This window comes from Shimazuella soli, assembly GCF_022511585.1.
In the GTDB taxonomy this organism is placed as follows: domain Bacteria; phylum Bacillota; class Bacilli; order Thermoactinomycetales; family Thermoactinomycetaceae; genus Shimazuella; species Shimazuella soli.
The window spans coordinates 457,599-482,400 of sequence record NZ_JAKWBN010000002.1 but is presented as its reverse complement, the minus strand read 5'-3'; the positions used below and the strand labels follow the sequence as shown (position 1 = coordinate 482,400).

Below are 24,802 nucleotides of genomic sequence, written 5' to 3'. Positions count from 1 at the left end.
TCTTTTAAAATGATAAAACCTCTCCATCTTGCGGAAGATGAAATCTATCAAACATATCCACTTTCACTAAATAATCACTTAGTTCTTTTCTGGTCAAGAGACAGTGATTCCATGTATCGAGATGAACCGCGACAATGCTGCTTTCCGGAGATGACACATACAATTGTCGTAAATCTTCTTTATCCATCGTAATCGCTCCACCAGTAAGAAATTGAGCTGCACCTGAAAAAGCGACGATTACTTCTGGACGATATACTTCTATTGCCCGTTCTACTTCTTCACACCAAACAGTGTCTCCGGTAATATATAGGCAATCTTCCCCTTCGGCTTGAAGGATAAATCCAGAAACAGCACCCATCTGTTTACCGATTTCTCCTCTTCCATGCTGACCACCTGTTCGAATAATGCTTAGACCATCCCAATTTATTTGATCTTCTACTACTTGAACATCTGTAAAGGACAGATCGATTAATTTTTGCTCATCTGCAGGCTGACAGTAGATACGCAGATTTTTTGATAAACGTTGTATAGCAGCCTCATCCAAGTGATCTCGATGGGAGTGAGTGAGCAAAATTGCATCAGGTTGCAGAAATGATTCGATTTCTAGAGACAAATCTACTAATGGATTTCGTTGTTCATTTGGTGTATTAGGAGTAGCAGCAAGCTCTCCTTTCTTACTAAACATTGGATCTATCAGTAACTTCTTCCCTGCATATTCTATCCATAATGTCGCATGGCGAATCAATTGAATGTTCATCTATTATCTCTCCTATCGATTTGTATTATCTATTTTCGAATTCATTTATGATGTGGGTGGCTGGCACATCTGCACCAGCCATATTTGGGATACTATTTCTGTTTTTTGATCCCTATATACAGCAGAAACAGTACAAGAGAACCCACAGGGTACCATACTAGGAGCCCCAGAACATTCTCATACCCATGTTCCACAGATGCTTTCCCATATTGCCACTTGACAAGAGCTGGCAAAAGGTCAAAGCAAATGATCGAAAAGGTGGAAAAAGCAGCACCGATCGTCTGAGGATTCATTTGACGTTGAAGAACATCAAAGAACAAGATGATGGTGATGCCAAATCCAAACCCAATCGCTAGGATGCCCATATAGGCAAAAATGCCCTCTGTCCTCCACAGCAACACGACTCCAAGCCAGATGACACATATTCCTAGGACAATACTCACCTGAGGCCGAACAGCAAACCATCCTGCTAGTGATCGTCCAAGCAGAATGGCAAGTGTGATCCCACCTGTAACCGCCCACAGCACCAAACCTTTGGCAGCCGAAATCGGCTGGCTATAGGAGTTGAGTGCAGTAAACACAGCTGATACTCCGCCTGCTGACAATCCAAGCGGAATAGCTGCTAGGACAAAAACGCTCCAGCCCTTCTCTTGTTTTTCATAGGGCATGATAAATGCTGGATTCTTCGACATGAATCGAGTCATCCAAACATACAGAAGCGTGATGAGTACCGCTACTATCCCAAAAACAATAGGAAACGGAACATCTTGCATCAGGTACAGGCTACTGGTGCCAAAGAGGAACAAGCTGATAGTTCCCGCAACGGAGTAATACCCCATCCCTTTGGCATATTGCTGTCGGGGTACTTCTGATTTACCTAGTGGCGGACTGTTAAGGACACGCATTACCATGATATCGCTCAAGGACAGCGTTACTGCTAGAACCAATCCTTGGACCCATCGAAGCGTGATAACGACAGCAGCTTGTACGACAAATCCATACAGAAATGTCGTGATAACCAGCAGTACCATACAAATATGCAGGGCATACAAGTTATTCACCCTGCTGAGCAGCCAAGCCCCTAGCACTCGTCCGAACACCATGCCGAACAAAAACAGGGCGCTGATCTGCCCCATTTCTTTTTCCCAGCCACGGTGATCAGAGAGAAATGGAACGGACATATTCCCCAAGTACATCATGCCACAGGACAAGAAGTTTACCCCTATGAAAGGGTAAAAAGCTGCGGGGAACATTTTGAGATATCGAGAAAACATGGGGTTCCCTTCTGTTGTTTCTACGGACTTTATTATTATATCGTTTTTGGACTTTGCATGTATTCACGCAATATTTTTCGCGAATAAATATCTGCCTGCCTGACAATCTCAGGCAGTCTGCTTATCTTTCCTACTTGTTCCATGCTCAGCCGTATCGCATCCTCTAAGGCTAAATAATTACCGATGGACACATAAACAGGTTTCACTCCTGTTTGTGTTCGGACTATCGCCCCTATTACCTCCCCTTGATCCTCCATGAACTCATATTCTCCTTGTTTTAAGCCGAGAGGTTTATGGTCTCCCAATAAATATGTTTTTGCTATCCCTATTGTCGGTTTTTGCAGAAAAAAAGACGCATGGGAAGCAATCCCCATTCTTCTTGGATGCAGCATTCCATTTCCATCAAAAAACACAACATCAGGTTCTATCGTCAGCTTCTCCCAAGCTTTTAATATAAGAGGCAGTTCACGAAAAGCGAGCATTCCCGGCACATATGATTCCATCACTTCTTCCACATGGTAGACCAACTCTACTATTTCATGAGTACTATGATCCATTGCTACAATAACTGCTGCTGCTAGATTTTCTTTATAAGCAAGATCGATCCCACATACGATTTTTGGGGAATGAAAATAAGGAGTAGTAACTAATTGTTTTCTTAAATCTATTTGTATCGATTCTTTTTTCTCTTCCTCTACAGGGAAGGTATGTATTGTCTTGTACTGCATAGTCACCTCCAAAAATGATAGTTTGTTTTTATTTGTTAACACTGTCTCTGTTTTATTCTATACTAGAATGGAACGAAATGGGTTACTCCCGCTTCAAATTGGAGACAAGCACATGCAGGACGTGGTATTCGACATCCTCGCACTAGTGATCCTATGGCACTGTGCCTCTATCGGTCATGTCGTGGGGGATTACCTTCTCCAAACAGACAAGATGGATGAACATAAGGGCGCGCTCCACCGAGAAACCAAAGAGAAGAAATGGACTTGGCAAGAAGCCCTCTGTCTGCTGTTCGACTACCGAAAGAGCTATGGTGAAAAGCGAAAAGACTACCTGAAAAGCCTGTGGTACAACTTCCTCCACGTATTTGTCTATGCGTTGAGCATCTACGTTCTGTTCGTATCGACCAGTTACATGCTGAACTACGCGATGATTCACAAACGTGGAGTCGAATTCAATCCTGTAGAGCGAATCGGGTGGAGTTATTTCCTCTTCTGGCTGATCGTGAATGCTGTTCTCCACGGGTTTATCGACCGGCGCTGGCCCGTGAAAGCTAAAATGATTCACATGGGACAGGAATCCTACTTCAAAGATGGAGGAGGAGCCCCCTATGTGGATCAAGCGCTTCACAAGTACTGTCTTCATCTGACTACTTATGCCCTGCCATTGGCACATGTTCTGCTGTAGTAGTCAAAAACGCCCCTCAGGTGAACCCTGGGGGGCGGATGCTTTATTGGACTGAAAAGGTGATCCAAGCATTTCTTTCGTCATCACTTACTTTTTCTAATTTGATCGTAAGGTTATGTTTTGGCAGTATTTTCCCACCTGGTGGATTAAATGGGCTACTATAGTCATTTTTATCAGAAAAATAAGGAACCCCAGGGGCACTGTCATATTTCATTTCCACTTTTGGATACAGAATATTCATCGGGCTTGTCGGTTTAAAATGAAATGCTGCATCGTTGATTTGATAACGAGTTGATCCTACTTTCCCATCACTCCAAAAGTGTCCCATTTGATGGCTGTCCACTACACCTAAAAATCCTTCTCCGGGATGCAATCCTGTCTGATTATCTTCTCCGAAACTCGCGTCATAGTACCAAACGAGCATACCAGAATCGTAGCTCAAAATACTATTGTTACGGCGGATATGAGCAAGACCTTGATCGAGTCCATGATGCGTGCGCCATTCGATCAAATAGTAATTTGGATAGGCGATTGGTGAACCATCGAAAATTTGAAAGCCTTCTTGTGTAAAGAGTGGTTCCCCTTCTACATCATCCATAAACATTTGCTTATCATCTGCGACAACTTGGATATTGTCCACATAAAAGCCTTCTTGTGCCGCCCCAACATCTGTCACATATCGAAATTCTATGCGAATTTGATGCCCGACAAAGGAAGATAGATCAAGCTGTTTCTTTACCCAATTTCCACCTGTTTTAGCCGTATAGGAAGCAAGCTGTTTTGGTTCTTTTGCCCCATCTACATATACATCCACATATAAAAAATCATATCCAGGCTCGATGTCATACCATGTATCAAAATTCAAAGAAGATGATTTTTTATTGGTTAAATCAATTGTTGGTGAGGACAATCTAGTATCCAGCATATTTCCTTTCGTAGAATAGTAGGACTTTTTACCTAAGGGGCGCAGCGGCGGAGAAACGATCTTATCAGGTAAATCTACTTTGATCATTTTTCCATTTTTCACAGGTGCCACTGCTTCCTTCAAGGCAAGCGTTTTTGGTGATTTTAAGTCTTCCAGTTTGATTGTTTTGGGAACGGACCAATTTCCTCCATACAAACTGGCAAAAAACAATTTATCCCATGGACTGAAGCCAGATGGTTCTGTTCCGGGTATTTTTCCAGTCCAACTGCCATAGGACATCAAGGACCAAGCTTCTACTGGTGAACCGGTACCTGTTGATCCAGTATCATATTCATCAGGTAAACCCAGATTATGCGCGTACTCATGAGTGAAAACACCAGTTGCCCCGTCTTCTGGCTGGATGATGTAATCATATGCTTTTAAAGTCGTTCCCGGAATCTCTACAGGTTTCGGTCCAATGACAGATCGGTGCGACCAGATCGCATTATCCCCGCCGCCTTCCTCTTCTCCAAGACCAGCATGCACAACAAATAAATTATCGAGCAATCCGTCCGGTTCCATCACGTTGCCATCATCATCAAGATCATAAGGATCACGCTGATCATACAACTTTTCTTTCCCTTTGATTTTAGCTGCTACACTCTGCAACGTTTCCTTTATAAGTTCTGTTGGATTAACATCATTTTGGTCGTACTCATCCGTTTTATGATGAGCTCCATAGAAAGCGGCATCGTGCTTGGCAACAACCCAATCCGTCACATCTCCAGCCAACGACCAAGAGCCAGCAGATTGTTGTTTATAATATTGATTGGCAGTGATCAGCCTTTTGCCATTATGCTTTAAACCAGCCACTCCAAAGATGAGTTGACGATAGTGTGCAGGGTTAAAATCTTTGGTCCAAAAGCTGCTTTTTTCTGTTGGTTTAATCTGATTATGTTTTTGATCGGGAAACTCTATTAGTGCAATCACCGCATTATCTTGATGAGCCAAAGCAGGCAGAGTTGTTTGTTCTGAAAGGTGATGAACACGTTCGATCGTTTTTTGCAAAAGCCTTTGCTGCTGGGAATATACCTGTTTGCCAAATATACTTGTCGTATCAATCCCATTTGTAAATGGAAAAGGGTTTTGCTTTAAGTATAGTTCGTTTTTGATGATTTTATCGATTTGTTCAGGGGTTGCAGAGGCGGTAATTTTTCCGATTTTTCGAAGGTAAGCAATATAGCTTTCTTGATGGATTGATCCATAATCTATGAATATATCTTTTTGATTCTCTTCTTTCGCCTCTACTTTCTGTCCAAAATAGAAAAGAAGAGAAATACAACATAATAATAGAAATAGTAAGAAAATATTTCTGTTGTTATTTGGGAACATTTATCCACCTCATTATCTCATGGCAAGTTTTATCAAATGGATTATAACATATATTTCCAAGTAAATTGAGATGGGTGGAAGTTAATAATGGTGAATAATATCAAAACTATAAGTAAATGCAGTGCGGCGATGACAGTTTTCATGTCACCGCCGCAAATGTGGATCAGAGCTAACAGACCTTATTTTTGAGCTCTGTCAAGACTACATACAAGTTCTGCGTTGCCCTATTCCACTGGTCGTCATTCCAGACTTGTGTTTGATTCCACTTTTCGAGAACCCTTTGTTGTTGTTTCAGTGCAGCCTTCCATGACTCAAGAAGCTCACTACATTCCAAATCCGCCCAATATTTGGATGCTTTTCCTGCTTTAAGCCCCGCTTCATAGAGATCCAAGTCTACTGGAATCTCACGGCCAGTATCTGCTCGTTTACTTTCTTCAAAGAGATGCCAAGCTTCCCGACGTGCTAGCTCGGCTTCTTCAGCAACATCTAGAGCTGCACGGATGATTCGCTTGAACCTAATGACCTCTTGAAGCAAGGAACTCTTGGGCACTTGCAGAATGCTAGCCCTGTCAGCAAACTCAAGGGCTTGGGGAATAGCAATTCGAAGCTGCTCAAGGGCTTGGGTTACCTTATCAGTAGCGCTCCACGCCGCCTGAAACTGATCCATGGCAACCAAAACAGATGAATTCTGCTTCGACTCTAGGCTTCGCCATGTTGCCCATGATGTCTGCACGACATCTCCCAAAGTAGCCAAACTACGCTCGACCACTTCCAAACCCTTTCGAGTTCGGTAAGTCTTAACGATGGGAGCACGCCAAGCGTGCAAATCCTTAGCTGCCTTCCAAACCAAACGCGCGGCTTGAGCATCCTCATCTCGCATGGCTTGGTTGGCTCGCTCTTGGAGTACTTCAATATTCTCGCCTAGGTAAAGAAGGAGATCCTGCAAAGATGTGTTCTGTGCTACTTCTTGGAAAGAAGCACGCTCAACATCGATGACTTCATACCCATGAGCAAACTGTTGCAGGACCTTCCAAGCTTCCTCCATAACCTCAAATACACGCCACATAACCCAAGGATCAACCTTACGAAGGCGGCCTGCATTTGAAATGACAGCTGTATCAAAAGTGGCCCGGTGATGCCTGAGGAAGAGATAAGCATTACGTTTTAGTGCTCTTTCGTAAACCTTGGTTCTCTCCTTTACATTGTCACCAGCATCAGGAAAAATAATGACCCTTTTTGGGGCAAGGATTTTTTTGTATTGACGTTTCGTCTTTTGCCATGCCCTGTCGGCAACTTCTGGCGTGACAGCCACTTTCCCCTGTTGCTGTGCCTTGGGAAGATTCTTATCTGTATCCAAGATAAAAACCTCGTAAGGGCTAAAGACTCTGCTCATATTTTCTTGCAGGAAATCCCATTTCAAGGCTTCAGCATCCACACTTTTGCCAACACCAGGCAGACCGGACAGGCCAACTACAATGGCTTCATATGCGGCACTGAGCTCAAAGAGAACTTTTGCACTGGCACCAGAAAGTTCAACAGGACGATGCTTGATTTCCACCGTTTCTCTCTTTTCTCTTTGAAACATTGGATAAATTTATTTTATATCATTTTTATCTCTAATCCTATGTGTTTTCAAATGTACTTAAATAATTTATTAACCAAATTCCTCCCGTAATAATACCTATTTTAAATAGCAGATTTTTAAAAAAACAGTATAATTAATATTGTAACCTAAAGCTTTTGGAGTAAAGATGAAGACAGAACAAACCGTACCGCTCGAGCTCGCCGTAGAGCTTGCAGAAGCGTTGGAAACTGAGATCCGTCACAGTTACGTTTCGGGAATGCGATGGAAGCAGGCTGAGAAAGCAAAAAAATTCCATGTATCTGTTTCCCTAATGCGGATGGCTCTATTCGTACTACAAAAAAAGGGATTTGTTTACGAAGAACGATATGGAGAGTGGGTCATCATCCCATCCAAAATGGGAAAGGACATGGACTATGACCCTAGTCTCCCTTCTTCTGTGAAACTGTCCAACTTTCTGAACCGAACATTCCTAGAACAAAGAGCAGAACTTTCAGTCTGGTGTTTTACGACAGAGTTCCTATTTCCGGTATTGACTCCGATCATTACCGATATTCGAAATGGAAATCGCTACAGTCCTGAATCGATCACCATCCGATTGATTCTTCCGGACTATTCTGTTCCTCTTGGTGTACCGAGGTCACTAGATGACCCTACCGATCCGCGTCCACAAAATAGAATGAGGGGAATCGCCAAACGGTTTGCCATTCCGATGGTTCGACAAATTCAGTCTTTGCAGGCACCTGGGCATGTCGTAAAAGTCTGGATAAAGAAATCCCCCACTTTGCCTCCAGGGAGATTTTATCTCAACGGTGAGGAATCCTTGTTTGGTTTCTATCACAAGAGAAAGCACACTGTCACCCACAACGGCGAAGAGATGAGAATTTTGGATGTGGTCAGTAAAGACATGCCCCTCATTTACTACCCAGCAGGAACGGAACAAATGAAACAGAACCGGACTATGTTCGATTCAGAATGGGCGTCGATTGATCAAAAAACACCACTGGAGGAAATCTGACTTCAAAAAGCGATAGGGACTGCGGAAACGTAGTAACGGGCTAGAGACATCGTGTCCCTAGCCCGCGTGCTTTTCAACCCACTTTTTTCAAGAAGTTCATCTCTTCGTTCTATCAAATAAACTTCAGACTTTGACACAAAACAGAGAATACAGCGACTGACCTCATCTTACATCAATTTCTTGACATTCTCTCAAAGTAAGATTCATCAAATGGATACACATACAGTACAAAATGATAAATAACATCAGAACAGCGAGTAAACGCAGCGCGGCGGTGACAAAAAACTGTCACCGCCGCTAGCATGAACCTGGTTCACGCATTTCGGACTCGTTCAACCCTCTGCTTTAGGCGGTCTGCAATTTTACTTGCATCTCTAGCCCTGCAAAGAGCCATTTTTCTGATCTTGTCGACGTACTCCGCAGCATCGTACACAGCTACATGAGCAGTCATCAAAATCGGAAGAAAGTCCTTATTCTTCCAATGATTTCTCACTTCATCAAACACCCTTCGACCGATTTGGTCTTCCATTTCTTTCAATTCGGTCGCAATGTTCAAAGAGAGGTCTTCGATTCCTTGAACGGCTTCGTATACGCCTTCAACTGCCTGTTCAAAAGCGCCTAGTGCCGTCTGAAACACATCCTGACTTACTCCAGGTGAACTCCAGTTTAGCTTGATCTCCGCTTCAGCGAAAATCTCTCCCGCTCCCTTGGAATGCTGAAGACGATCATCCATAGGCTGGACGCTTCCTCGAATCGTTTCGATCATTCGCAAGAAATCTCGCATGGCTTCCCAGCCAGCCAACTGACCGAAAGTACTCCAAGTTTCCAGCCTGACTTTCTCCAAATTCTCAACAGCCTCTTGCATTTCAGGACAATCGCCCCACTTAGCAAGTAGAGGTTCTACATCAAGCTTCTGGAGATCCTTATAGGGCTCTACCAACGGAGCCAGATGCTTCTTTTCTCGACTAAGCTCGATCGCTGCCGAAAGTCTGGTATGCAGAGCTCGGAGTTTCTTGAGCTTTACCTTTCGGACAACCTCAGAACCGACTTGGTTGTCATCTACAGTGTGCTTAACCTTGAACTCACTGTAAAAGTGCCCGAGGCCCTTCATCTTCGGCCACGTCTTAGGAAGACCATCGTGAACACGAAATACGACGACTTCTTCCATCTGACGATCTCGAATTTCATTTCCATTCACCGCATCCACAAAACTGGTGTCGATGAGGAATTGAAAGACAAAACGCCCCATCTCTTTTGCAGGAAGAACCATTCCCATACGCTGATCCACATTCACACCAGAATCAGCAACGATAAGAATATGATGCCTCTGCTGATCCTGATCAAAAAGTAGACGATAGAACCGTTGCACTACTGGATCCATAAACAGGGGTACTTTATTCGTTGGGAAACGTCCCTTAAATCCCTTAGGATCTGCATCCAGCTCGACACACTCGAAAGGAGCTCCGTACTTTTTCTTGACCCACTTTGCATTGGTACGGTTGAACTCCTTGACTAGTTCGATGTAATGCTTAATCGCTGTGCTCTTACCTCCACCGACATTGCCAGAAGCCAAGATTACGATCGGACGACCGTTTGCTCTGCGGAGCAGCTTGTGAAAGGGGCGATATCCCCAATCCACTCCATTTCTTTCCACTACCTCTTCTGGTACTAGTTCCTGTGACATCTTTCTCTCTATCTCGTTGAGTTTACAGGTTCTTAATCAATTATAAGCGAAAATTTTTAAGTATTCTAGTTATAAAACTAAGATCAAACTTGTGTAATTAATGTTACATCCGATTGAAAAAAACAAAAGATCACCAGTATAATAAAGTTAGTGGTATCCTTCAACCTTTAAGGATAGAGATGACAGATCGAGTCCAAACAATCAGAACTAGCTATGCAAACATGATCCAAAATGGAGATCTGGATCCTGGAGATGTTCTCCCTTCTCTTGGCGAGTTGGCACAGGATCACGGTGTAGCTATGCCAACAATGGAACTTGCTTTCCTCCATTTGAAAGAGGACGGTCTAATCGTTTTTGAGGACGGTCGACCAGTCGTCGCCGAAACACATACACAAATTCCTTCCCTTCCTGCTCCTATCAGCTTGGCGTTCAACCTGCTGGAAATGTTCGATTGTGAAGGACATATCAAAATGAGGGTTCAGTGCTTGACTGCGGAAACCCTCATCTCGATGCTTGAACTCATCATCCGCGGAATTCGGGCGTCTGGAGGGAAGAGACCGAAGTCGCTTGATCTTCAGCTTCTTCTTCCAGCCTCAGACGACAAACTAGATATCCCGTATTACGTCGATGATCGAGATGATGAGGAAGCACGAGAGAGGCTTCGCATGCTCATCAAAAGAGCTCCAAAACTTTTGGACGACCTCGCCATCCTCAAGGAAGATGGCTTGGTACCGGAACTGAAGACGGAAATTCGCACTGTTTCTGGTACTCCGGGGTCAAAGTTCTATTACCTGGAGTGGAGCGACGAAGAGCAGCGAATGATTGGCAGTAAGGTTCTCTATGGAAAGTACCAGCGAGAAGCTGTTTTGCGGGATGGTCGGAAGGTTGTAGATACTTTCGGTTGGAAGGCTCGCCTCTTTTCCTACTCAGGGAGAGACCCGTTTGCAAAAGAAGAACTCGCTTCATACCTTTCTATTTGGGAGAACGAGACGACAAGGTAGTAGTCTTTCTTTTCCTAGGTAGGCGTGGGCTAGGGACACAATGTCTCTAGCCCGCGTGCGTTTCATATACTTTTTCTAGCAGTTCTTCTCTCCATCCCGTATAATTAGCTTAGGCCTATGTCAAAGAGAAAAGAGAAAAGAGAAAAGAGAATACCGTGGCTAAGCTGGAACATGCGACTCTTGATGTCCTCACACGAGTATGTGGCGGTAAGGCGATTACGATTGTTGCAACTGGGAATCGTTATGGCCTTGAAGAGTATGTGGACTCGACGATCTGGTGCATCCAAGACTTCAATCAGTCGGAGCCTGCAACCGTTCGATCGGTTTATGGTGGTCCGTTGGAATATGTATCCATGGAACTGTCCGAGCAAGCTCTCGATGGAGAATCGGAAGGCGAAGTACTCGGAGATATCACCTTGCGTTACATGGAAGAAGCGGATTCAAACAAAGTCATCATCATCATGAACCCTTGGGGTAACACACTACTCCCAGGAATGATCAAGAAATACTCGAATTTGCACAATCGATATGTTCATCAGATCTATATCGATTATTACGAGCTGCGAAATGCCATTCTTATGGGTGAATCATCTGGAGCGGACTATAAAGTTCTGGATAAATTCCGGAGTGAATGGTCTAAAATCCGTGAACGCGGTGATAGCTTTGCCGAAGTTTGGCGAGACCCTCCTGTTTCAGATAACAGAGTACGCGAGTACACTGTAGATCTGAACTTGGATCATCTCGTGAGCACCTCCACCCGAGTGAGAGAAGCGATCCGGCTGCAAGACGCCTCTCAAGTGGTAAAGCTCTACCCATCCCTTCGGAACCTACTTCTGAAGAAGCAAAAGATTCTGGATGTATGGGTTGGTTCTTCTGCTGGAATTGTTGAAGAGTTGGAGAGCCTTGAAGCAGCCCAGCTTGAGGTCTGGGAGTTTTGGGGATCGAGAGAAACAAACTCACCCATTATTCCAGAACTGCTTCAATCTGCGAATCAGGCAAACTCACTTGTCCAGAACCTTCAATCTGCTGAAGAGGACGCCAAGTCCAAGGTAGCTTTGGTTAGGGAAAGAGTACTTCCCAGAGATCCTGGAATAAGTGCCCAGGAAGCTATTGATACGGCTGAAGATGCTCTACATCTCGTCAGAATCATGGCAACTAGCATCGTAACTTTCACGGAATCCACCTCAACGGATTTGAAGAAAAGGGAAGCACCGGATAGTGGACGCCACATTGGCGAAACGTGGTCCGAAATCGAAGATCCAGAAAAATGGGGGCATGTGATCACAAGTGATGTAAAACACCACGTCGATCTCACGATTAACAAAGCCCTTAAGCAAGCAGAAAGAGCCCTTGCATATGTGAAAGCTGAAAGTCAAACACTTCAGTTGTTTCGTAACCGCAAGAGGTGACCTGTTTGTAAGCAGCGGCGGTGACATCAGCTATTTGTCACCGCCGCACTCGATTTTATGTAAGTTACTTGACATATACGCCTGGTGGGTCAGAGATCTGTTATCCCTAACCCACCAAATTGTGGCAACATCATCAGAGTTCTACTACCTCTGCGAGTTTCCACTTATCTTCGAATTGTTTGATCGTCTCCCACACTAGGCTTTCTTCCTCCGAAGTACTCATCGGCACATCAAACCCGCGAAAATCATTGATTTTCATGAGTTTGCCTCTGTACTCTTCTTGAACTTGGACTACTTCGTATTTACCTTTTAGAACCTTGCGCCCGTTAAAGACAAAAATCTTATCCCAAGGGGTGAAGTAGTCAAGCCTCCCAATCTCCACTGTCACGCGGAAGATGTAGCGGCCATAGTCATCTGTCTGAAGATTCTTGATATCCCGCAACAAGGTGATCACATCTTGACTGATCTCATCCTGTCGTTCACGGGCACGCAGATCATCAGGGTCACCAACGACACTGGGAACAGCTACTGGCTTCTTGAAATTGGGCACTAGCAAGCGAATATGGAGCGATCGAAGTCTTGTTTTTCCTGACTTCAACTTCTCCAATTCTTCCTTCATAGCTTCCAAGAAGGTTTCCCCTGTGAATGCCTCTATGTTGATCGTCACGTCCTCCTGTTGAAATGCTTCGTTCACTGCAACAGGAATGGCATCGACGAGAGGTTCCGCCGTTCGGGACCAATCTTGGACAGCGACGATGAGTTTGCCGTCCTCTCTTGTACGACAGAATCCAGCGAGTCTTAGCTCCTTCAACCTCCTATAAGCCGACATAGGATCGAGACCAAAAAACCTCGCGAACTCTTGTTCGTCAGAAAATGCAACGTCTTGGAAGAGACCATAACTAGAAATCCAACGTTGAAGATTTTTTCGTAGTTTTGCTCCCTTATTCATTTTTCTCTTCTCTCTAGGGTGACCAACACTACTTTCTATTGTACTACTTTCTATTGTACTACCTTCTTTTCATACTGGCTATCCAAAAATGCAGTACGGCGGTGTCAACAAAATGTCAACACCGCCGCTCTCTGGGGATTGTTTGTGCGAGAACTCCTCACATGGTTATGCATCTTTCCGATGACTCTTCCAACCATTTTCAACAATTCCCCAAGAATCGCAGTACTGAAGCATTTTGCGGGACGCACTCTTTACTCCCCGCACTGCGTTGAAGAAAGGCTTCAGGTGAACAACCCTCTCACGCATGAGGTTACGGAAAAAGGCTAGCCACCAAGGACAATTGATAAAGACCTGATGGATATGGAACCTTTCTTCGGGCATATTCCATTCAGCTAGTTTGGCCTTCTCGTTATTCCTAGCAGCCACAACTGCCTTCGCTGCACTGACAAGCTGAAAGCGCATCCAGTAATTGGGACCTGCATCACAGACGATGATCGGATCTTTGGAGTCGCGTGAGATTTGATCCAAAATCCACTTCCAAGTGGTTTGCATCGCTTCGTCGCTTCCTCCAGGATCAACGATTTTTTTCGATACCAAATACCGAAAAATTCGTCGTGGCAAGACATACTGGAGAATGGAAGGAATTTTCCAGAACTTCGATTGACGATCATCCAGATCGCAAATTGCTGGACAAAGACCATAGTGTTCTTCCAAAATCCTCTTCATTTCTCCAAGGATAGTGGATTTACCTGATCCAGGTACACCAACTGCGAGGATAAGGAGCCTAGCGTCACCGACAAGATCCATCAACTCAAAGACATTGCTTCCGTCGTGAATCTGAATCGGGTTAGGGTTCTTCTCGAGTACAAACATCTGTCTCTCTTTTCTCTATAGTTCCCTAATTTCATTATAATTAGCATAATCAAAAAAAACATCCCCTCTAACCTGTTAGAGAGGACAACTTTGCATTATTTTTTATGACGACTTCCAGGTTTCACCACAGAAATACCATCTTTACACAATGGGCAATCTTCTGCTGAGTAGCTTTCAATTTGCACTGCTTTTAGTGCTTTGTATGGAACATCAAAAGGATTTTCACCTTTTGTCCGATCGACTAAGGAACCTACACCGATGATCTCCGCTTCTCTTTCTTCCAACAGTGAAATAACTTCTTTTACCGAACCGCCAGTGGTCACAACGTCTTCGATGACCAAGACGCGTTCTCTTGGGTTTACTTCAAAGCCGCGGCGGATTTGCATTTCGCCTTCTTTGCGTTCGGCAAAGATACAGCGGACTCCAAGGGCTCTTGCTACCTCATGAGCGATGATGACTCCACCTAATGCCGGTCCTACTACGAGATCAATTTCTTGGTCAAGAAACAGTTTTGCTACAGCATCTCCAGCTTCTTTTGCTTCTCTAGGATATTGGAGTAATTGTGCCATTTGCATATATTGGTCACTGTGCCGACCAGATGATAAGAGAAAATGACCCTTTTTCAATACCCCTGTCCGTTCAATCGCTGCTTCTAATGTCCAATCACTCATGCCGTTGCCTCCTCGATCGATTGTAAAATGTTCTCATACGCTTGTACTGGATCACTCGCTTTGGTTATCGGTCTGCCGATGACCAAATAATCTGCTCCACGAGCAATAGCTTCTACAGGAGTAACGACTCGTTTTTGATCGTCTACCCCGGCTTCTTTCGGACGAATTCCTGGTGTTACAGCAAGAAAATTTGAAGCAGTTGCTTGTTTGATCGCACTTACTTCCTGACCAGAACAGATAACACCATCTGCGCCTGATCGCTGTGCTAACTGTGCCAAGTGAATCGCAGAGTCAGACACATTTCCTAGAATCTGTAGTTCATCGTTCAACATCGCTTGATCTGTGCTTGTCAATTGCGTGACAGCTAAAATTTTGGTGCGGTGATTTGCAGCAGCTGTTAGCTCCACTGCTTCTCGTGCCTTCCCGATCATTTGACTCCCGCCACTAGCATGGATCGTCAGAAGGTCAACTCCAAGTTTACTCACCGTTTTTACCCCTTCAAAAACCGTGTTAGGGATATCATGAAGCTTAAGATCGAGGAAGACTTGGTAGCCTTCCTCTTTCTTTTTGGCAACCCATGCTGGACCAGCTTCATAAAACAGTTGATAACCAACTTTGATAAACGCAGGTGGAAAGGAACGTAAGAAAGCTTCTGCTTCTTGCAAGGAATAATCCAAAGCGACGATTATTTGTTTACTCATGATTCCCTCCTACACCATAACTGTTTGTTTTCTGGCGACTTTCGCTTCCTCACCAATCGGCAGAGCAGACAGGTGAATGGTTTCCATGGTTGTCAGTAATGCTTCTACCGTATCGAGAGAGGTGAGACATGCTACCCCATGTTCAACTGCTTCCCGGCGGATGAGAAATCCATCTCTTTCTGGGGTTTTTCCACGCGTCCATGTATTCACAACTAAATCCGCTTCCCCTTTGCGAATCATATCAAGAATATGTGGGGAACCATCTTTTAGCTTGTTTACTCGTTGGACAGGAATACCTGCTTTTTCTAGCACATCTGCTGTTCCAGCGGTAGAGACAACTCGATAGCCTAGTTGGATAAAGCGTTCCATCAAGGGAATTACTTCTTCTTTCTCTTTATCTCCGATCGTTGCGACGACTGTGCCAAATCGAGGTAAGGAAATTCCCGCTGCAATCAAACCTTTGTACACCGCTCTAGCATAATCACGATCTCGACCCATCACTTCTCCAGTAGATTTCATTTCAGGGCCGAGCATGATGTCTACACGACGCAGTTTTGCAAAGGAGAACACAGGAACTTTTACTGCTACTTCAGGAGTTTCCGGCCATAAACCTCCTGTGTAACCTTGGTCAGCTAAACTTTCACCAAGCATAATTCTTGTAGCAACTTGTGCCATCGGAATACCTGTAACTTTACTTAAGAATGGTACTGTTCGAGATGCTCGTGGATTTACTTCTAAGACATACATCTGGTCTTTGAAGAGGACGAACTGGATATTGATGAGTCCTTTTGTATTCAGTGCTTTGGCAATGCTTGTCGTAATCTCTACTAAACGTTGTTTCTGCTCGCCCGTAATCGATTGTGGCGGGTAAACCGCGATGGAGTCACCAGAGTGAACACCAGCTCGTTCAATATGCTCCATAATCCCAGGGATCACCACTTGCTCCCCATCACAAATCGCATCTACTTCAAGTTCTTTTCCAAGAAGGTATCTATCGATTAACACTGGATGCTCTGGATTAACTTTTACCGCTTCTACCATATAATCGCGAAGTTCGGCTTCGTTGTAGACAATTTGCATCGCACGCCCGCCGAGGACATAGGATGGACGGACTAACACTGGATATCCCAAGTCCGTAGCGGTTTGGACTGCTGCCTCAATCGAAGTGATTGCTGCTCCTGGCGGCTGAGCGATATTTTCATCGCTGAGCAATTTCTCAAATTTTTTCCGATCTTCTGCTCGATCGATCTCTTCTAACGAAGTACCGAGGATTGGAATCCCTTCTTCGCGTAAGTCTCTCGCTAAATTTAAAGCTGTTTGACCACCGAACTGCACGATTACACCGATCGGATTTTCTCGTTCGATCACATTCATCACATCTTCTTTGAAAAGCGGTTCAAAGTAGAGGCGGTCAGATGTGTTAAAGTCGGTAGATACCGTCTCTGGGTTGTTGTTGATGATAACTGCTTCATATCCAGCTTCGCGAATGGCCCAGATTGCATGAACGGTAGCGTAGTCAAATTCTACCCCCTGCCCGATGCGGATCGGACCGGAACCAAGGACGAGAACCGTTTTCTTATCGCCTTTTTCCACTTCATCTTCTTGCTCATAAGTCGAGTAATAGTAAGGAGTAGAAGCAGAGAACTCAGCCGCACAAGTATCTACGATTTTGTAAACTGGGGTAATACCAAGCTCTTTGCGTTTTTTGGCAATAGCTTTTCCTTTGTTTCCTGTAAGTCTTGCTATCGTTCGATCCGTAAAGCCCATCCGTTTTGCAGTCAAGAGTAAGTCTCTTGTCAATTCGCTTGTGTCCCTTAGCTCACGCTCTAACTTGATGATTCTCTCCAGTTTGACTAGGAAGAAACGATCGATTTTTGTGAGCATGTGAGCGTCTTCTACGGTGTAACCGCGACGGAACCATTCTCCTAGTAAAAAGAGACGTTCATCATCTACCCGTACCAATCTGTTTTCTAATTCTTCGCGAGTCATCTCAGCTGTTTCTGCTAAGTAGAGGTAGTCTGCACCGATCTCTAGAGAACGAACAGCTTTGAGCAGGGATTCTTCTAAATTACGGCCGATCGCCATGACTTCCCCAGTTGCTTTCATCTGCGTGCCAAGACGGCGGTTAGCGGAAGAAAATTTATCAAAAGGCCAACGTGGAATTTTGCTAACCACATAGTCTAACGCTGGTTCAAAGCAAGCGTAGGTCTGCCCAGTCACTGGGTTGATCAGTTCATCTAAGGTGTATCCCATAGCGATTTTGGCGGCGATTCGGGCGATTGGGTAGCCAGTCGCTTTGGATGCTAGGGCACTAGAGCGGCTTACCCGTGGATTTACTTCGATCACATAGTATTGAAAGCTGTCTGGGTCTAGTGCAAATTGAACGTTACATCCGCCACGAATATCTAGTGCTCGAATCATTTTTAACGCGGAGGAACGCAGCATATGGTATTCTTTATCGGATAAAGTTTGACTTGGAGCGAAAACAATACTATCTCCTGTATGCACACCAACTGGATCGAAGTTTTCCATGTTACAAACGACGATCGCATTATCATTGGCATCCCGCATTACTTCGTATTCGATTTCTTTAAAACCAGCGATACTCTGTTCGATAAGACACTGGGTGATAGGGCTTAGGCGCAGACCGTTCTCCACAATTTCACGTAATTCTTCTTCGTTGTTTACGATACCGCCGCCGGTTCCTCCCAAAGTGTAAGCTGGGCGGACGATAACTGGGTATCCATTTTTATTAGCAAATGCGACAGCTTCATCAGCGGTGTGTACGATATCACTTGAAGGAACTGGTTCGTTTAATTCGTGCATCAAAGCACGGAACTGGTCACGGTCTTCGGCACAAGTAATTGCACGCAGTTCTGTCCCGAGCAAGCGAACTCCTTCCCGTTCTAAAACACCTGCTTCTGCTAGTTTAACTGCAAGGTTTAACCCAGTTTGACCTCCAAGAGTAGGAAGCAAGCCATCAGGTCGTTCTTTGCGAATGACTTGGGTGAGGAAATCGACTGTCAGCGGTTCAATATACACTTTATCCGCCATATTGGTATCGGTCATAATCGTTGCAGGGTTACTGTTGACAAGAATAACTTCCATGCCTTCTTCTTTTAATGCTTGACAAGCCTGTGTACCTGCATAGTCAAATTCAGCTGCTTGACCAATCACGATAGGACCGGAACCTATTACGAGGATTTTCTTAAGTGATGTATCTTTTGGCATGATTATTTTCCCTCCATCATTGTCATAAATCGATCAAACAAGTAACCATTATCCAATGGTCCTGGGGCTGATTCTGGATGATACTGTACTGAGAAAGCAGGAAATTCTTTGTGTTCGACACCTTCAATTGTTCCATCATTTAACGCGACATGACTAACTTTTAGTGCTGTATTTTTCAGCGACTCTTCACGCACAACATAACCGTGATTTTGCGCCGTAAGGTAGGAGCGTCCGGATGCTAACTCTTTTACTGGATGATTGCCTCCACGATGACCAAACTTTAACTTCTCTGTATCTGCTCCACATGCCAGTGACAAGAGCTGGTGTCCGAGACAGATGCCAAAGATCGGAACCTTGCCGAGTAATCCTTGAATCGCTTGGACAGATTCTGGAACATCTTTTGGGTCTCCAGGTCCGTTGGAAAGCATCACGCCATCAGGCTGATACTTCAAAATCTCTTCCGCAGTTGTATTGTAAGGAACTACTACTACTTCACAATTTCGTTCCATTAATTCACGATGAATGTTGTGCTTTGCCCCGTAATCTACTAAAACCACACGTTTTCCATTGTTAGGAGAAATTTGTACACTCTTCGTGCTCACTTGTGCGACTTGGTCTGTACGCAATGAAGCATCTTGCAGGCGAGATAAAAGAACTTCAACTGGCTCCTCACTTGTCGTAATCATGCCTTTCATCGTCCCATGAATTCGAATTTTTCTCGTCAACATCCGTGTATCAATATCCGAAATTCCGACGATATGATGCATGGCGAGCCACTCGTCGATCGGCATCTCATTTCTCCAGTTACTTGCATACTCTGCATGCTCCCGGACGATTAACCCTTGACAGTGAGGTTTTAAAGCTTCGTTATCCTCACGGTTGAACCCATAGTTTCCGATGAGCGGATACGTCATCGTGATTAATTCCCCACAGTAAGATGGGTCTGTGACAATCTCTTGGTACCCGGTCATACTTGTATTAAATACGACTTCTCCAATGGATTCCCCAGTAGCTCCAAATGATGTACCTGTAAATACTGTCCCGTCAATGAGAAGTAATCGTGCTTTCATCTAAGTTCACCCTCCGCTTATGCAATTTGTTCTATTTACGCCGACCAAACCACTTTACCGTCTACGATCGTGAGTGTTGGCCAACCTTGCGTTTTCCATCCGACAAAAGGTGTATTTCTCCCTTTGGATAAGAAGGTTTTTGGATCAATTTCTTGTTCTTGTTCCAAATCGATCACCGTAATATCAGCAAGCTGTCCTGCTTCTAACTTTCCATATGGTAAGTTAAATCGTTCTGCTGGTTTGGTACTCATCAACTCCACCAGTCGACGCAAGGTAAATTGCCCTGTTTTTACCAAGTGGGTATAAAGAAGAGGAAATGCTGTTTCCAATCCTACAATTCCAAATGGAGCAAGTTCGATTCCTGCTGCTTTTTCTTCTTCACTATGCGGCGCATGATCAGTTGCAATAAAATCGATCGTGCCGTCAAGAAGTGCTGCAATCAATGCCTCTCTATCTTCTTTTGCCCGAAGCGGTGGATTCATCTTCCAGTTCGCATCCACATCTGGAATATCGTCTTCACAGAGCAGCAAGTGGTGAGGAGTTACTTCTGCTGTTACCTTTTGACCACGCGACTTGGCTTCTCTGACTAAGCGCACTGATTCTTTTGCACTGATATGACAAACATGGTAGTGCACACCTGTGTCTTCCGCTAGTAAAATATCCCGTCCGATGTGGATGGATTCGGACAGACTTGGCATCCCTGTCAGATCGTGTTTTGCGGCAAACTTCCCTTCGTGAACTACTCCACCTTTGACTAATGTGTCATCTTCACAGTGGGCGATAATAGGTAATCCGAGCTTTTTCGCCCTGCGCATTGCTTCCCTCATCATTTGGCTGCTTTGAACTCCTACTCCATCATCGGAGAGAGCGAATATCCCTACTTCTTGTAATGCTTCAAAATTAGTATGTTCGGTTCCAAGCTGGCGGGTAGTGATGGCTCCTATTGGTAATACTCTCGCTTTGCCTGCTGCTTTTGCTTTGGTGAGGATTTCTTTGACTACTTCTACTGTATCGATAACTGGTCGTGTATTTGGCATACATGCGATCGTTGTAAAACCACCACGAACGGCAGCATTTGCGCCTGTTTCAATCGTTTCTTTATGGGTATATCCAGGTTCGCGCAGATGAACATGCAGATCAACAAATCCTGGAGCAACAAATTTCCCAGCTAGATCAATTATCGTAGCTTCACTATCTACTATGTTTTCCCCAATTTCCTCAATCTGATTTTCATGGATCAAGATGTCACGGGTAACCAACTCATCTCCTGCCATTCCCAAAATACGTCCATTTTTCAAAAGTATTTTAGCCATCTGTTCTCCCCCTAGTGATTACTCAAAAAAAAGTCTCTTTGCCTGCATGACAAAGAGACTTTTGGTACTTCAAAAGTTTGCCTTTGTCAGCCTCACAGGACTGCCTTTAAAAGGAATTATTTACTTATTTTGCTTAATGGAAACTTCATCGGCTTGACGATCTGCTTCCATAAGGGAAACTTGAACGATCTCCCGCTTGGAAGTCGGAACGTTTTTCCCTACAAAATCTGGTCGAATCGGCAGTTCACGGTGTCCACGGTCTACGAGCACAGCAAGTTGGATCATCTCTGGTCTTCCCAGATCAATCAACGCATCCATCGCAGCTCGAATCGTCCGACCAGTGTATAGCACATCATCAACCAGCACAACCTTTTTTCCTTCAATGGCAGGAACATTGGTTTCACGCAATTGAGGTTCATCGTTTTTCTCAGTCAGGTCATCTCGATATAATGTGATATCTAGTTCCCCAATTGGTACTTTTTGCCCCTCAATTTGCCAGATTCGTTCATGCAAACGCCTTGCCAAAAAAACCCCACGTGTTTTGATTCCTACTAGCACTGTGTTCTTTACCCCTTTGTTGCGCTCAATTATTTCGTGCGCAATGCGGGTGAGTGCTCGGCGAACCGCCGCTTCATCCAAAATTAATTTTGTGGACAATGGAATGCTCCTTTGTGGATAATAAAAAAACTTCTTGCCCACACTGAACAAGAAGTACGTCATAGTACTATCTCCGTATCCTTGCCAGCCTCACAGGACTGTGTTAAAGGTTCCTTTTTAAACTAGGAGTATTATCCCTCATCTATGTTACTTTTGTCAAATGGAAAACATAAAGTCGAACTATTTCAACAAACTACAGAGCTCGCAGTATCTGCCGCTTGGTCCAAACATAATAGATGATGCCCAGCAGAAGGTAACTCACCCATAAGCCAAAATAACTTGTATAAATGGGACGATGCAGCAGAAAACTACACAGATTCAAAGCAGCCAAAGAATGAATAGTTCCTACAACAAACGGAAGCATGAATAGAATCTGAATTTGCCTCACCACTATTTTTTCGCCTTGTTTTTGTTGTAAACCTAATTTGTGGAGCAATTTCACTTGTTTTCGCTCACTTGGCAGTTCGATGTAAAGTCGAAAATACAAAATACTTCCTGCTGCTAAGAAAAAAAGCATCCCAATGAACACACTGACAAACAACAAGGGAGAAAATAAGTCACGAAAAAATTTCTGAACCAAAATCGTACCAGATACATCTTTTCCAGCTAAATGGTGAGCTTGATAATATCGTTGAATACTTTCCAATAACGGCATACTCTGCTTTGGATTGAAAAATTGATACCCATCTACCATATGAACAGGTGACTGCCCAGCTTGTTGAAGTTCTCGAAATGTTTGATCAGAAACAGCCCACATCACACGCGTCAGATCATGTTCATTGAAAAAAACACCTTTTATACTCGCTATCCATTGTAAGGAAAAGGATTGTTTTCCTTGTTGAACCGTAAAGGAATCGGCTTGTTTTTGCTCACCGCTTTCCCACACTCCACTGTTCCATATTTGTACGACTTGCTTCGCATGTATCGAGATGGGTTTCTTTTTAGCTTGTTTAAGTAGGCTATTCAGAGTTCCATTGCTAATAATGGAGACATTGGGATTGTTTACATTCTTCCTACGATCATCAGTTTTCAAAGCTAAAATCAAAAATTGGATATGTGCTTTCGTTTTCATTCGGTATGCTTGTAATTTCTGTTCTATTTGCTTGGAATTCAGAGGATTATCTATTGTAGTCAAATGATACGGCGCTTGTTCTTCTCCTACTATATCTGCCTCATTATAGTATGTTAGGCTCACACCAACTGAGGTTAACACGATACTAGTAAAGATAGTAACAAGAAATAAAATACGAGCATTATCTTTTAGACGATAACGAAGCTGTGAAAACAAGAACATATTAATCCCGCAATAAAACCATTTAGGAAACCTTTCAAGCAGTGAAATCCCAGCAACGCTTAACTGTGTATAACCAAGATACGTTCCTATCAAGAGCAGAAGGATGATAAAAATCAGATGTTTTATCACTCCAACGAAAGAAGAAGGAAACGACAGGTAGTAAGCAACACTAATAGAGACAAGGCTTATAAATACCAGCCAAACAGAAAAGATTGGTTGTCTTTTCTCTTGTGCTTTTTCACGTAACACTTCGCTGATGGATTGTTTCTGAATGGTAAGCCTACTTCCCCACGATAAAATAAGAAACAAACAGAAAAAAAAGCCGGTGGTAAACAAAATTGCCTTGAAGGACATTTGGACAGGAATAGGATCAGACAACTGCAATACAAAGGAAACTACTAAAAAAAAGAACTTGCTCCCTATGAGCCCAGTTAAAAGACCAATGAGCAGGGCGAGTGCGCCTACGGAGATATTTTCCCAAAAAATGAGCCTTACTACTTGCCTAATCGGCATTCCCAATATTTGCAGTAGACCTATATCTTGCTTACGATTTCGCAAAAATGCAGATTGCGAATAACCGATAAAAAGAAAGGCAAATAAAGCGACGATTATCTCCACCAAGTACATCAGAAACAGGAAGGAATCAGGAAATATATCTTTTTTTAACATGGGATGAAACAATAGCGCAGCATAGAGATAAAAGACACAAACAGCAAAAATACAACTCAAAAAATAAGCACTATAACTCGTGCGATGGTGATGAATATTTTTATAAGCGAATGTTTTTAGCGTCATACTGCTCTCCTCCTAAACTGGATTGCATCAGAAGGATTTGCTCAAAAAACGCCGCTCGTTTTTCCCCTTGGTATATCTCGCTTAGCCATTTCCCATCTTTAATAAACAAAATACGATTGCAATAGCTTGCTGTAACAGGATCGTGGGTCACCATCAATATCGTCGTTTTTGCTTCGCGATTGATACCGATGAGTATCTCCATCAAGTCCTTAGCAGACTTGGAATCGAGATTCCCTGTAGGCTCATCTGCTAATACCAAGGAAGGATTATGAATCAACGCTCTAGCCGCAGCAGCTCGTTGTTTTTGTCCACCAGATACTTCATAGGGACGTTTATGTAAAATAGATTCGATTCCCAAATAACTTGCCAATTTTTGTACACGATCTTCCATTTCAGCACTGGATACTTTGTTCAATACTAATGGAATAAGTATATTTTCTTTTATCGATAGCGAATCGAGCAACTGAAAATCTTGAAAGATAAATCCTAATTTTTCCCGTCTGAAATCCGCTAACTGGTTTTGATTCATTCCTCTTACATCTTGTCCATCTATCATAAGCGATCCAGAAGAAGGCTGTTCAATGGTTCCAAGCAATTGTAAGAGTGTGGACTTTCCGCTTCCTGATGGACCCATTATTCCTACGAATTCACCTTTTTCTATCATCAAATCAAATTGATCCAGTGCTCGGTAGGCAGCAGCGTTTCCATATATTTTACTCAATTTTTTTGCTTCTAAAATCATCTTGGATTCCCCTTTCTTCCACTAGTCTAGCTGACTGCCTTACAGACTGGCATCGATTTACCTTTCAATTTG

Annotated in this window: 20 protein-coding genes; 4 read left to right on the top strand and 16 right to left on the bottom strand. The window is 43.7% G+C overall.

The genetic code is table 11. The features are described from left to right. Positions 1-4: 4 nt before the first annotated feature. The 3 genes from MK805_RS07375 to MK805_RS07365 all read right to left on the bottom strand — a co-directional run bounded on the left by MK805_RS07375 (position 5) and on the right by MK805_RS07365 (position 2,759). Complete coding sequence (locus MK805_RS07375) at positions 5-757, bottom strand: MBL fold metallo-hydrolase (protein ID WP_240874944.1); 753 nt, start codon at positions 755-757, stop codon at positions 5-7. Between the two features lie 92 nt (positions 758-849). Further along, complete coding sequence (locus tag MK805_RS07370) at positions 850-1,968, bottom strand: MFS transporter (RefSeq protein ID WP_240874943.1); 1,119 nt, start codon at positions 1,966-1,968, stop codon at positions 850-852. A gap of 98 nt (positions 1,969-2,066) precedes the next feature. Continuing rightward, positions 2,067-2,759, bottom strand: a complete 693-nt coding sequence (locus MK805_RS07365; RefSeq protein ID WP_240874942.1) for an endonuclease V — start codon at positions 2,757-2,759, stop codon at positions 2,067-2,069. A 112-nt stretch (positions 2,760-2,871) separates the two neighbouring features. On the opposite strand from MK805_RS07365, the gene MK805_RS07360 reads away from it, so the two are divergent. Beyond that, positions 2,872-3,444: a hypothetical protein gene (locus MK805_RS07360; protein WP_240874941.1), complete on the top strand. Its 573-nt coding sequence runs from the start codon at positions 2,872-2,874 to the stop codon at positions 3,442-3,444. A 43-nt stretch (positions 3,445-3,487) separates the two neighbouring features. Here the strand turns inward: MK805_RS07360 and MK805_RS07355 are convergent, their stop codons facing one another. After that, entirely contained in the window at positions 3,488-5,740 is a 2,253-nt protein-coding gene (locus MK805_RS07355) for an immune inhibitor A domain-containing protein (RefSeq protein ID WP_240874940.1), read from the bottom strand. Between the two features lie 169 nt (positions 5,741-5,909). Further along, positions 5,910-7,097, bottom strand: coding sequence for a hypothetical protein (locus MK805_RS07350; RefSeq protein WP_240874939.1), 1,188 nt, complete (start codon positions 7,095-7,097; stop codon positions 5,910-5,912). Between the two features lie 394 nt (positions 7,098-7,491). On the opposite strand from MK805_RS07350, the gene MK805_RS07345 reads away from it, so the two are divergent. Beyond that, positions 7,492-8,340, top strand: a complete 849-nt coding sequence (locus tag MK805_RS07345; RefSeq protein WP_240874938.1) for a hypothetical protein — start codon at positions 7,492-7,494, stop codon at positions 8,338-8,340. A 313-nt stretch (positions 8,341-8,653) separates the two neighbouring features. Here the strand turns inward: MK805_RS07345 and MK805_RS07340 are convergent, their stop codons facing one another. Next, positions 8,654-10,024, bottom strand: coding sequence for a hypothetical protein (locus MK805_RS07340; RefSeq protein WP_240874937.1), 1,371 nt, complete (start codon positions 10,022-10,024; stop codon positions 8,654-8,656). A gap of 113 nt (positions 10,025-10,137) precedes the next feature. On the opposite strand from MK805_RS07340, the gene MK805_RS07335 reads away from it, so the two are divergent. Both MK805_RS07335 and MK805_RS07330 read left to right on the top strand, forming a co-directional pair. Continuing rightward, positions 10,138-11,025 carry a GntR family transcriptional regulator gene (locus MK805_RS07335; protein WP_240874936.1) on the top strand — a complete coding sequence of 296 codons (888 nt, stop codon included), beginning with the start codon at positions 10,138-10,140 and terminating at the stop codon, positions 11,023-11,025. A 155-nt stretch (positions 11,026-11,180) separates the two neighbouring features. Next, positions 11,181-12,434, top strand: coding sequence for a hypothetical protein (locus MK805_RS07330; protein WP_240874935.1), 1,254 nt, complete (start codon positions 11,181-11,183; stop codon positions 12,432-12,434). Positions 12,435-12,567: 133 nt separating this feature from the next. Here MK805_RS07330 and MK805_RS07325 read toward each other — a convergent pair whose 3' ends face one another. From MK805_RS07325 to MK805_RS07280, 10 genes are all read right to left on the bottom strand, one after another. Beyond that, positions 12,568-13,383, bottom strand: a complete 816-nt coding sequence (locus MK805_RS07325; protein ID WP_240874934.1) for a hypothetical protein — start codon at positions 13,381-13,383, stop codon at positions 12,568-12,570. A 165-nt stretch (positions 13,384-13,548) separates the two neighbouring features. Beyond that, on the bottom strand, positions 13,549-14,256 hold the full coding sequence (locus MK805_RS07320; RefSeq protein ID WP_240874933.1) for a TGBp1 family protein: 708 nt from the start codon (positions 14,254-14,256) through the stop codon (positions 13,549-13,551). Positions 14,257-14,351: 95 nt separating this feature from the next. After that, positions 14,352-14,927 (bottom strand): orotate phosphoribosyltransferase, encoded by a 576-nt coding sequence (pyrE, locus tag MK805_RS07315; protein WP_240874932.1) that lies wholly within the window; start codon positions 14,925-14,927, stop codon positions 14,352-14,354. Continuing rightward, on the bottom strand, positions 14,924-15,628 hold the full coding sequence (pyrF, locus tag MK805_RS07310) for an orotidine-5'-phosphate decarboxylase (RefSeq protein WP_240874931.1): 705 nt from the start codon (positions 15,626-15,628) through the stop codon (positions 14,924-14,926). The genes pyrE and pyrF overlap by 4 nt, the downstream gene beginning before the upstream one ends. Positions 15,629-15,637: 9 nt before the next feature. Further along, complete coding sequence (gene carB, locus MK805_RS07305; protein WP_240874930.1) at positions 15,638-18,859, bottom strand: carbamoyl-phosphate synthase large subunit; 3,222 nt, start codon at positions 18,857-18,859, stop codon at positions 15,638-15,640. Positions 18,860-18,861: 2 nt separating this feature from the next. Then, positions 18,862-19,929, bottom strand: a complete 1,068-nt coding sequence (locus tag MK805_RS07300) for a carbamoyl phosphate synthase small subunit (RefSeq protein ID WP_240874929.1) — start codon at positions 19,927-19,929, stop codon at positions 18,862-18,864. Between the two features lie 35 nt (positions 19,930-19,964). Next, positions 19,965-21,242: a dihydroorotase gene (locus MK805_RS07295; protein WP_240874928.1), complete on the bottom strand. Its 1,278-nt coding sequence runs from the start codon at positions 21,240-21,242 to the stop codon at positions 19,965-19,967. Between the two features lie 120 nt (positions 21,243-21,362). Next, positions 21,363-21,899, bottom strand: a complete 537-nt coding sequence (gene pyrR / locus MK805_RS07290) for a bifunctional pyr operon transcriptional regulator/uracil phosphoribosyltransferase PyrR (protein WP_240874927.1) — start codon at positions 21,897-21,899, stop codon at positions 21,363-21,365. 193 nt (positions 21,900-22,092) lie between these two features. Beyond that, complete coding sequence (locus tag MK805_RS07285) at positions 22,093-23,988, bottom strand: FtsX-like permease family protein (protein WP_240874926.1); 1,896 nt, start codon at positions 23,986-23,988, stop codon at positions 22,093-22,095. Further along, the gene (locus tag MK805_RS07280) at positions 23,963-24,730 is read right to left on the bottom strand and encodes an ABC transporter ATP-binding protein (RefSeq protein ID WP_240874925.1); all 768 of its coding nucleotides are present in this window, start codon (positions 24,728-24,730) and stop codon (positions 23,963-23,965) included. Before MK805_RS07280 ends, MK805_RS07285 begins: the two co-directional genes overlap by 26 nt. Positions 24,731-24,802 lie beyond the last annotated feature (72 nt).

What these genes read in the sequence shown, in the direction of transcription:
- MK805_RS07355 (WP_240874940.1), bottom strand. Translation starts at nt 5,740, where the DNA reads ATGTTCCCAAATAACAACAGAAATATTTTCTTACTATTTCTATTATTA.
- pyrF (WP_240874931.1), bottom strand. Translation starts at nt 15,628, where the DNA reads ATGAGTAAACAAATAATCGTCGCTTTGGATTATTCCTTGCAAGAAGCA.
- MK805_RS07360 (WP_240874941.1), top strand. Translation starts at nt 2,872, where the DNA reads ATGCAGGACGTGGTATTCGACATCCTCGCACTAGTGATCCTATGGCAC.
- MK805_RS07280 (WP_240874925.1), bottom strand. Translation starts at nt 24,730, where the DNA reads ATGATTTTAGAAGCAAAAAAATTGAGTAAAATATATGGAAACGCTGCT.
- pyrE (WP_240874932.1), bottom strand. Translation starts at nt 14,927, where the DNA reads ATGAGTGATTGGACATTAGAAGCAGCGATTGAACGGACAGGGGTATTG.
- MK805_RS07340 (WP_240874937.1), bottom strand. Translation starts at nt 10,024, where the DNA reads ATGTCACAGGAACTAGTACCAGAAGAGGTAGTGGAAAGAAATGGAGTG.
- carB (WP_240874930.1), bottom strand. Translation starts at nt 18,859, where the DNA reads ATGCCAAAAGATACATCACTTAAGAAAATCCTCGTAATAGGTTCCGGT.
- MK805_RS07325 (WP_240874934.1), bottom strand. Translation starts at nt 13,383, where the DNA reads ATGAATAAGGGAGCAAAACTACGAAAAAATCTTCAACGTTGGATTTCT.
- MK805_RS07285 (WP_240874926.1), bottom strand. Translation starts at nt 23,988, where the DNA reads ATGACGCTAAAAACATTCGCTTATAAAAATATTCATCACCATCGCACG.
- MK805_RS07365 (WP_240874942.1), bottom strand. Translation starts at nt 2,759, where the DNA reads ATGCAGTACAAGACAATACATACCTTCCCTGTAGAGGAAGAGAAAAAA.
- MK805_RS07300 (WP_240874929.1), bottom strand. Translation starts at nt 19,929, where the DNA reads ATGAAAGCACGATTACTTCTCATTGACGGGACAGTATTTACAGGTACA.
- MK805_RS07295 (WP_240874928.1), bottom strand. Translation starts at nt 21,242, where the DNA reads ATGGCTAAAATACTTTTGAAAAATGGACGTATTTTGGGAATGGCAGGA.
- MK805_RS07320 (WP_240874933.1), bottom strand. Translation starts at nt 14,256, where the DNA reads ATGTTTGTACTCGAGAAGAACCCTAACCCGATTCAGATTCACGACGGA.
- MK805_RS07375 (WP_240874944.1), bottom strand. Translation starts at nt 757, where the DNA reads ATGAACATTCAATTGATTCGCCATGCGACATTATGGATAGAATATGCA.
- MK805_RS07345 (WP_240874938.1), top strand. Translation starts at nt 7,492, where the DNA reads ATGAAGACAGAACAAACCGTACCGCTCGAGCTCGCCGTAGAGCTTGCA.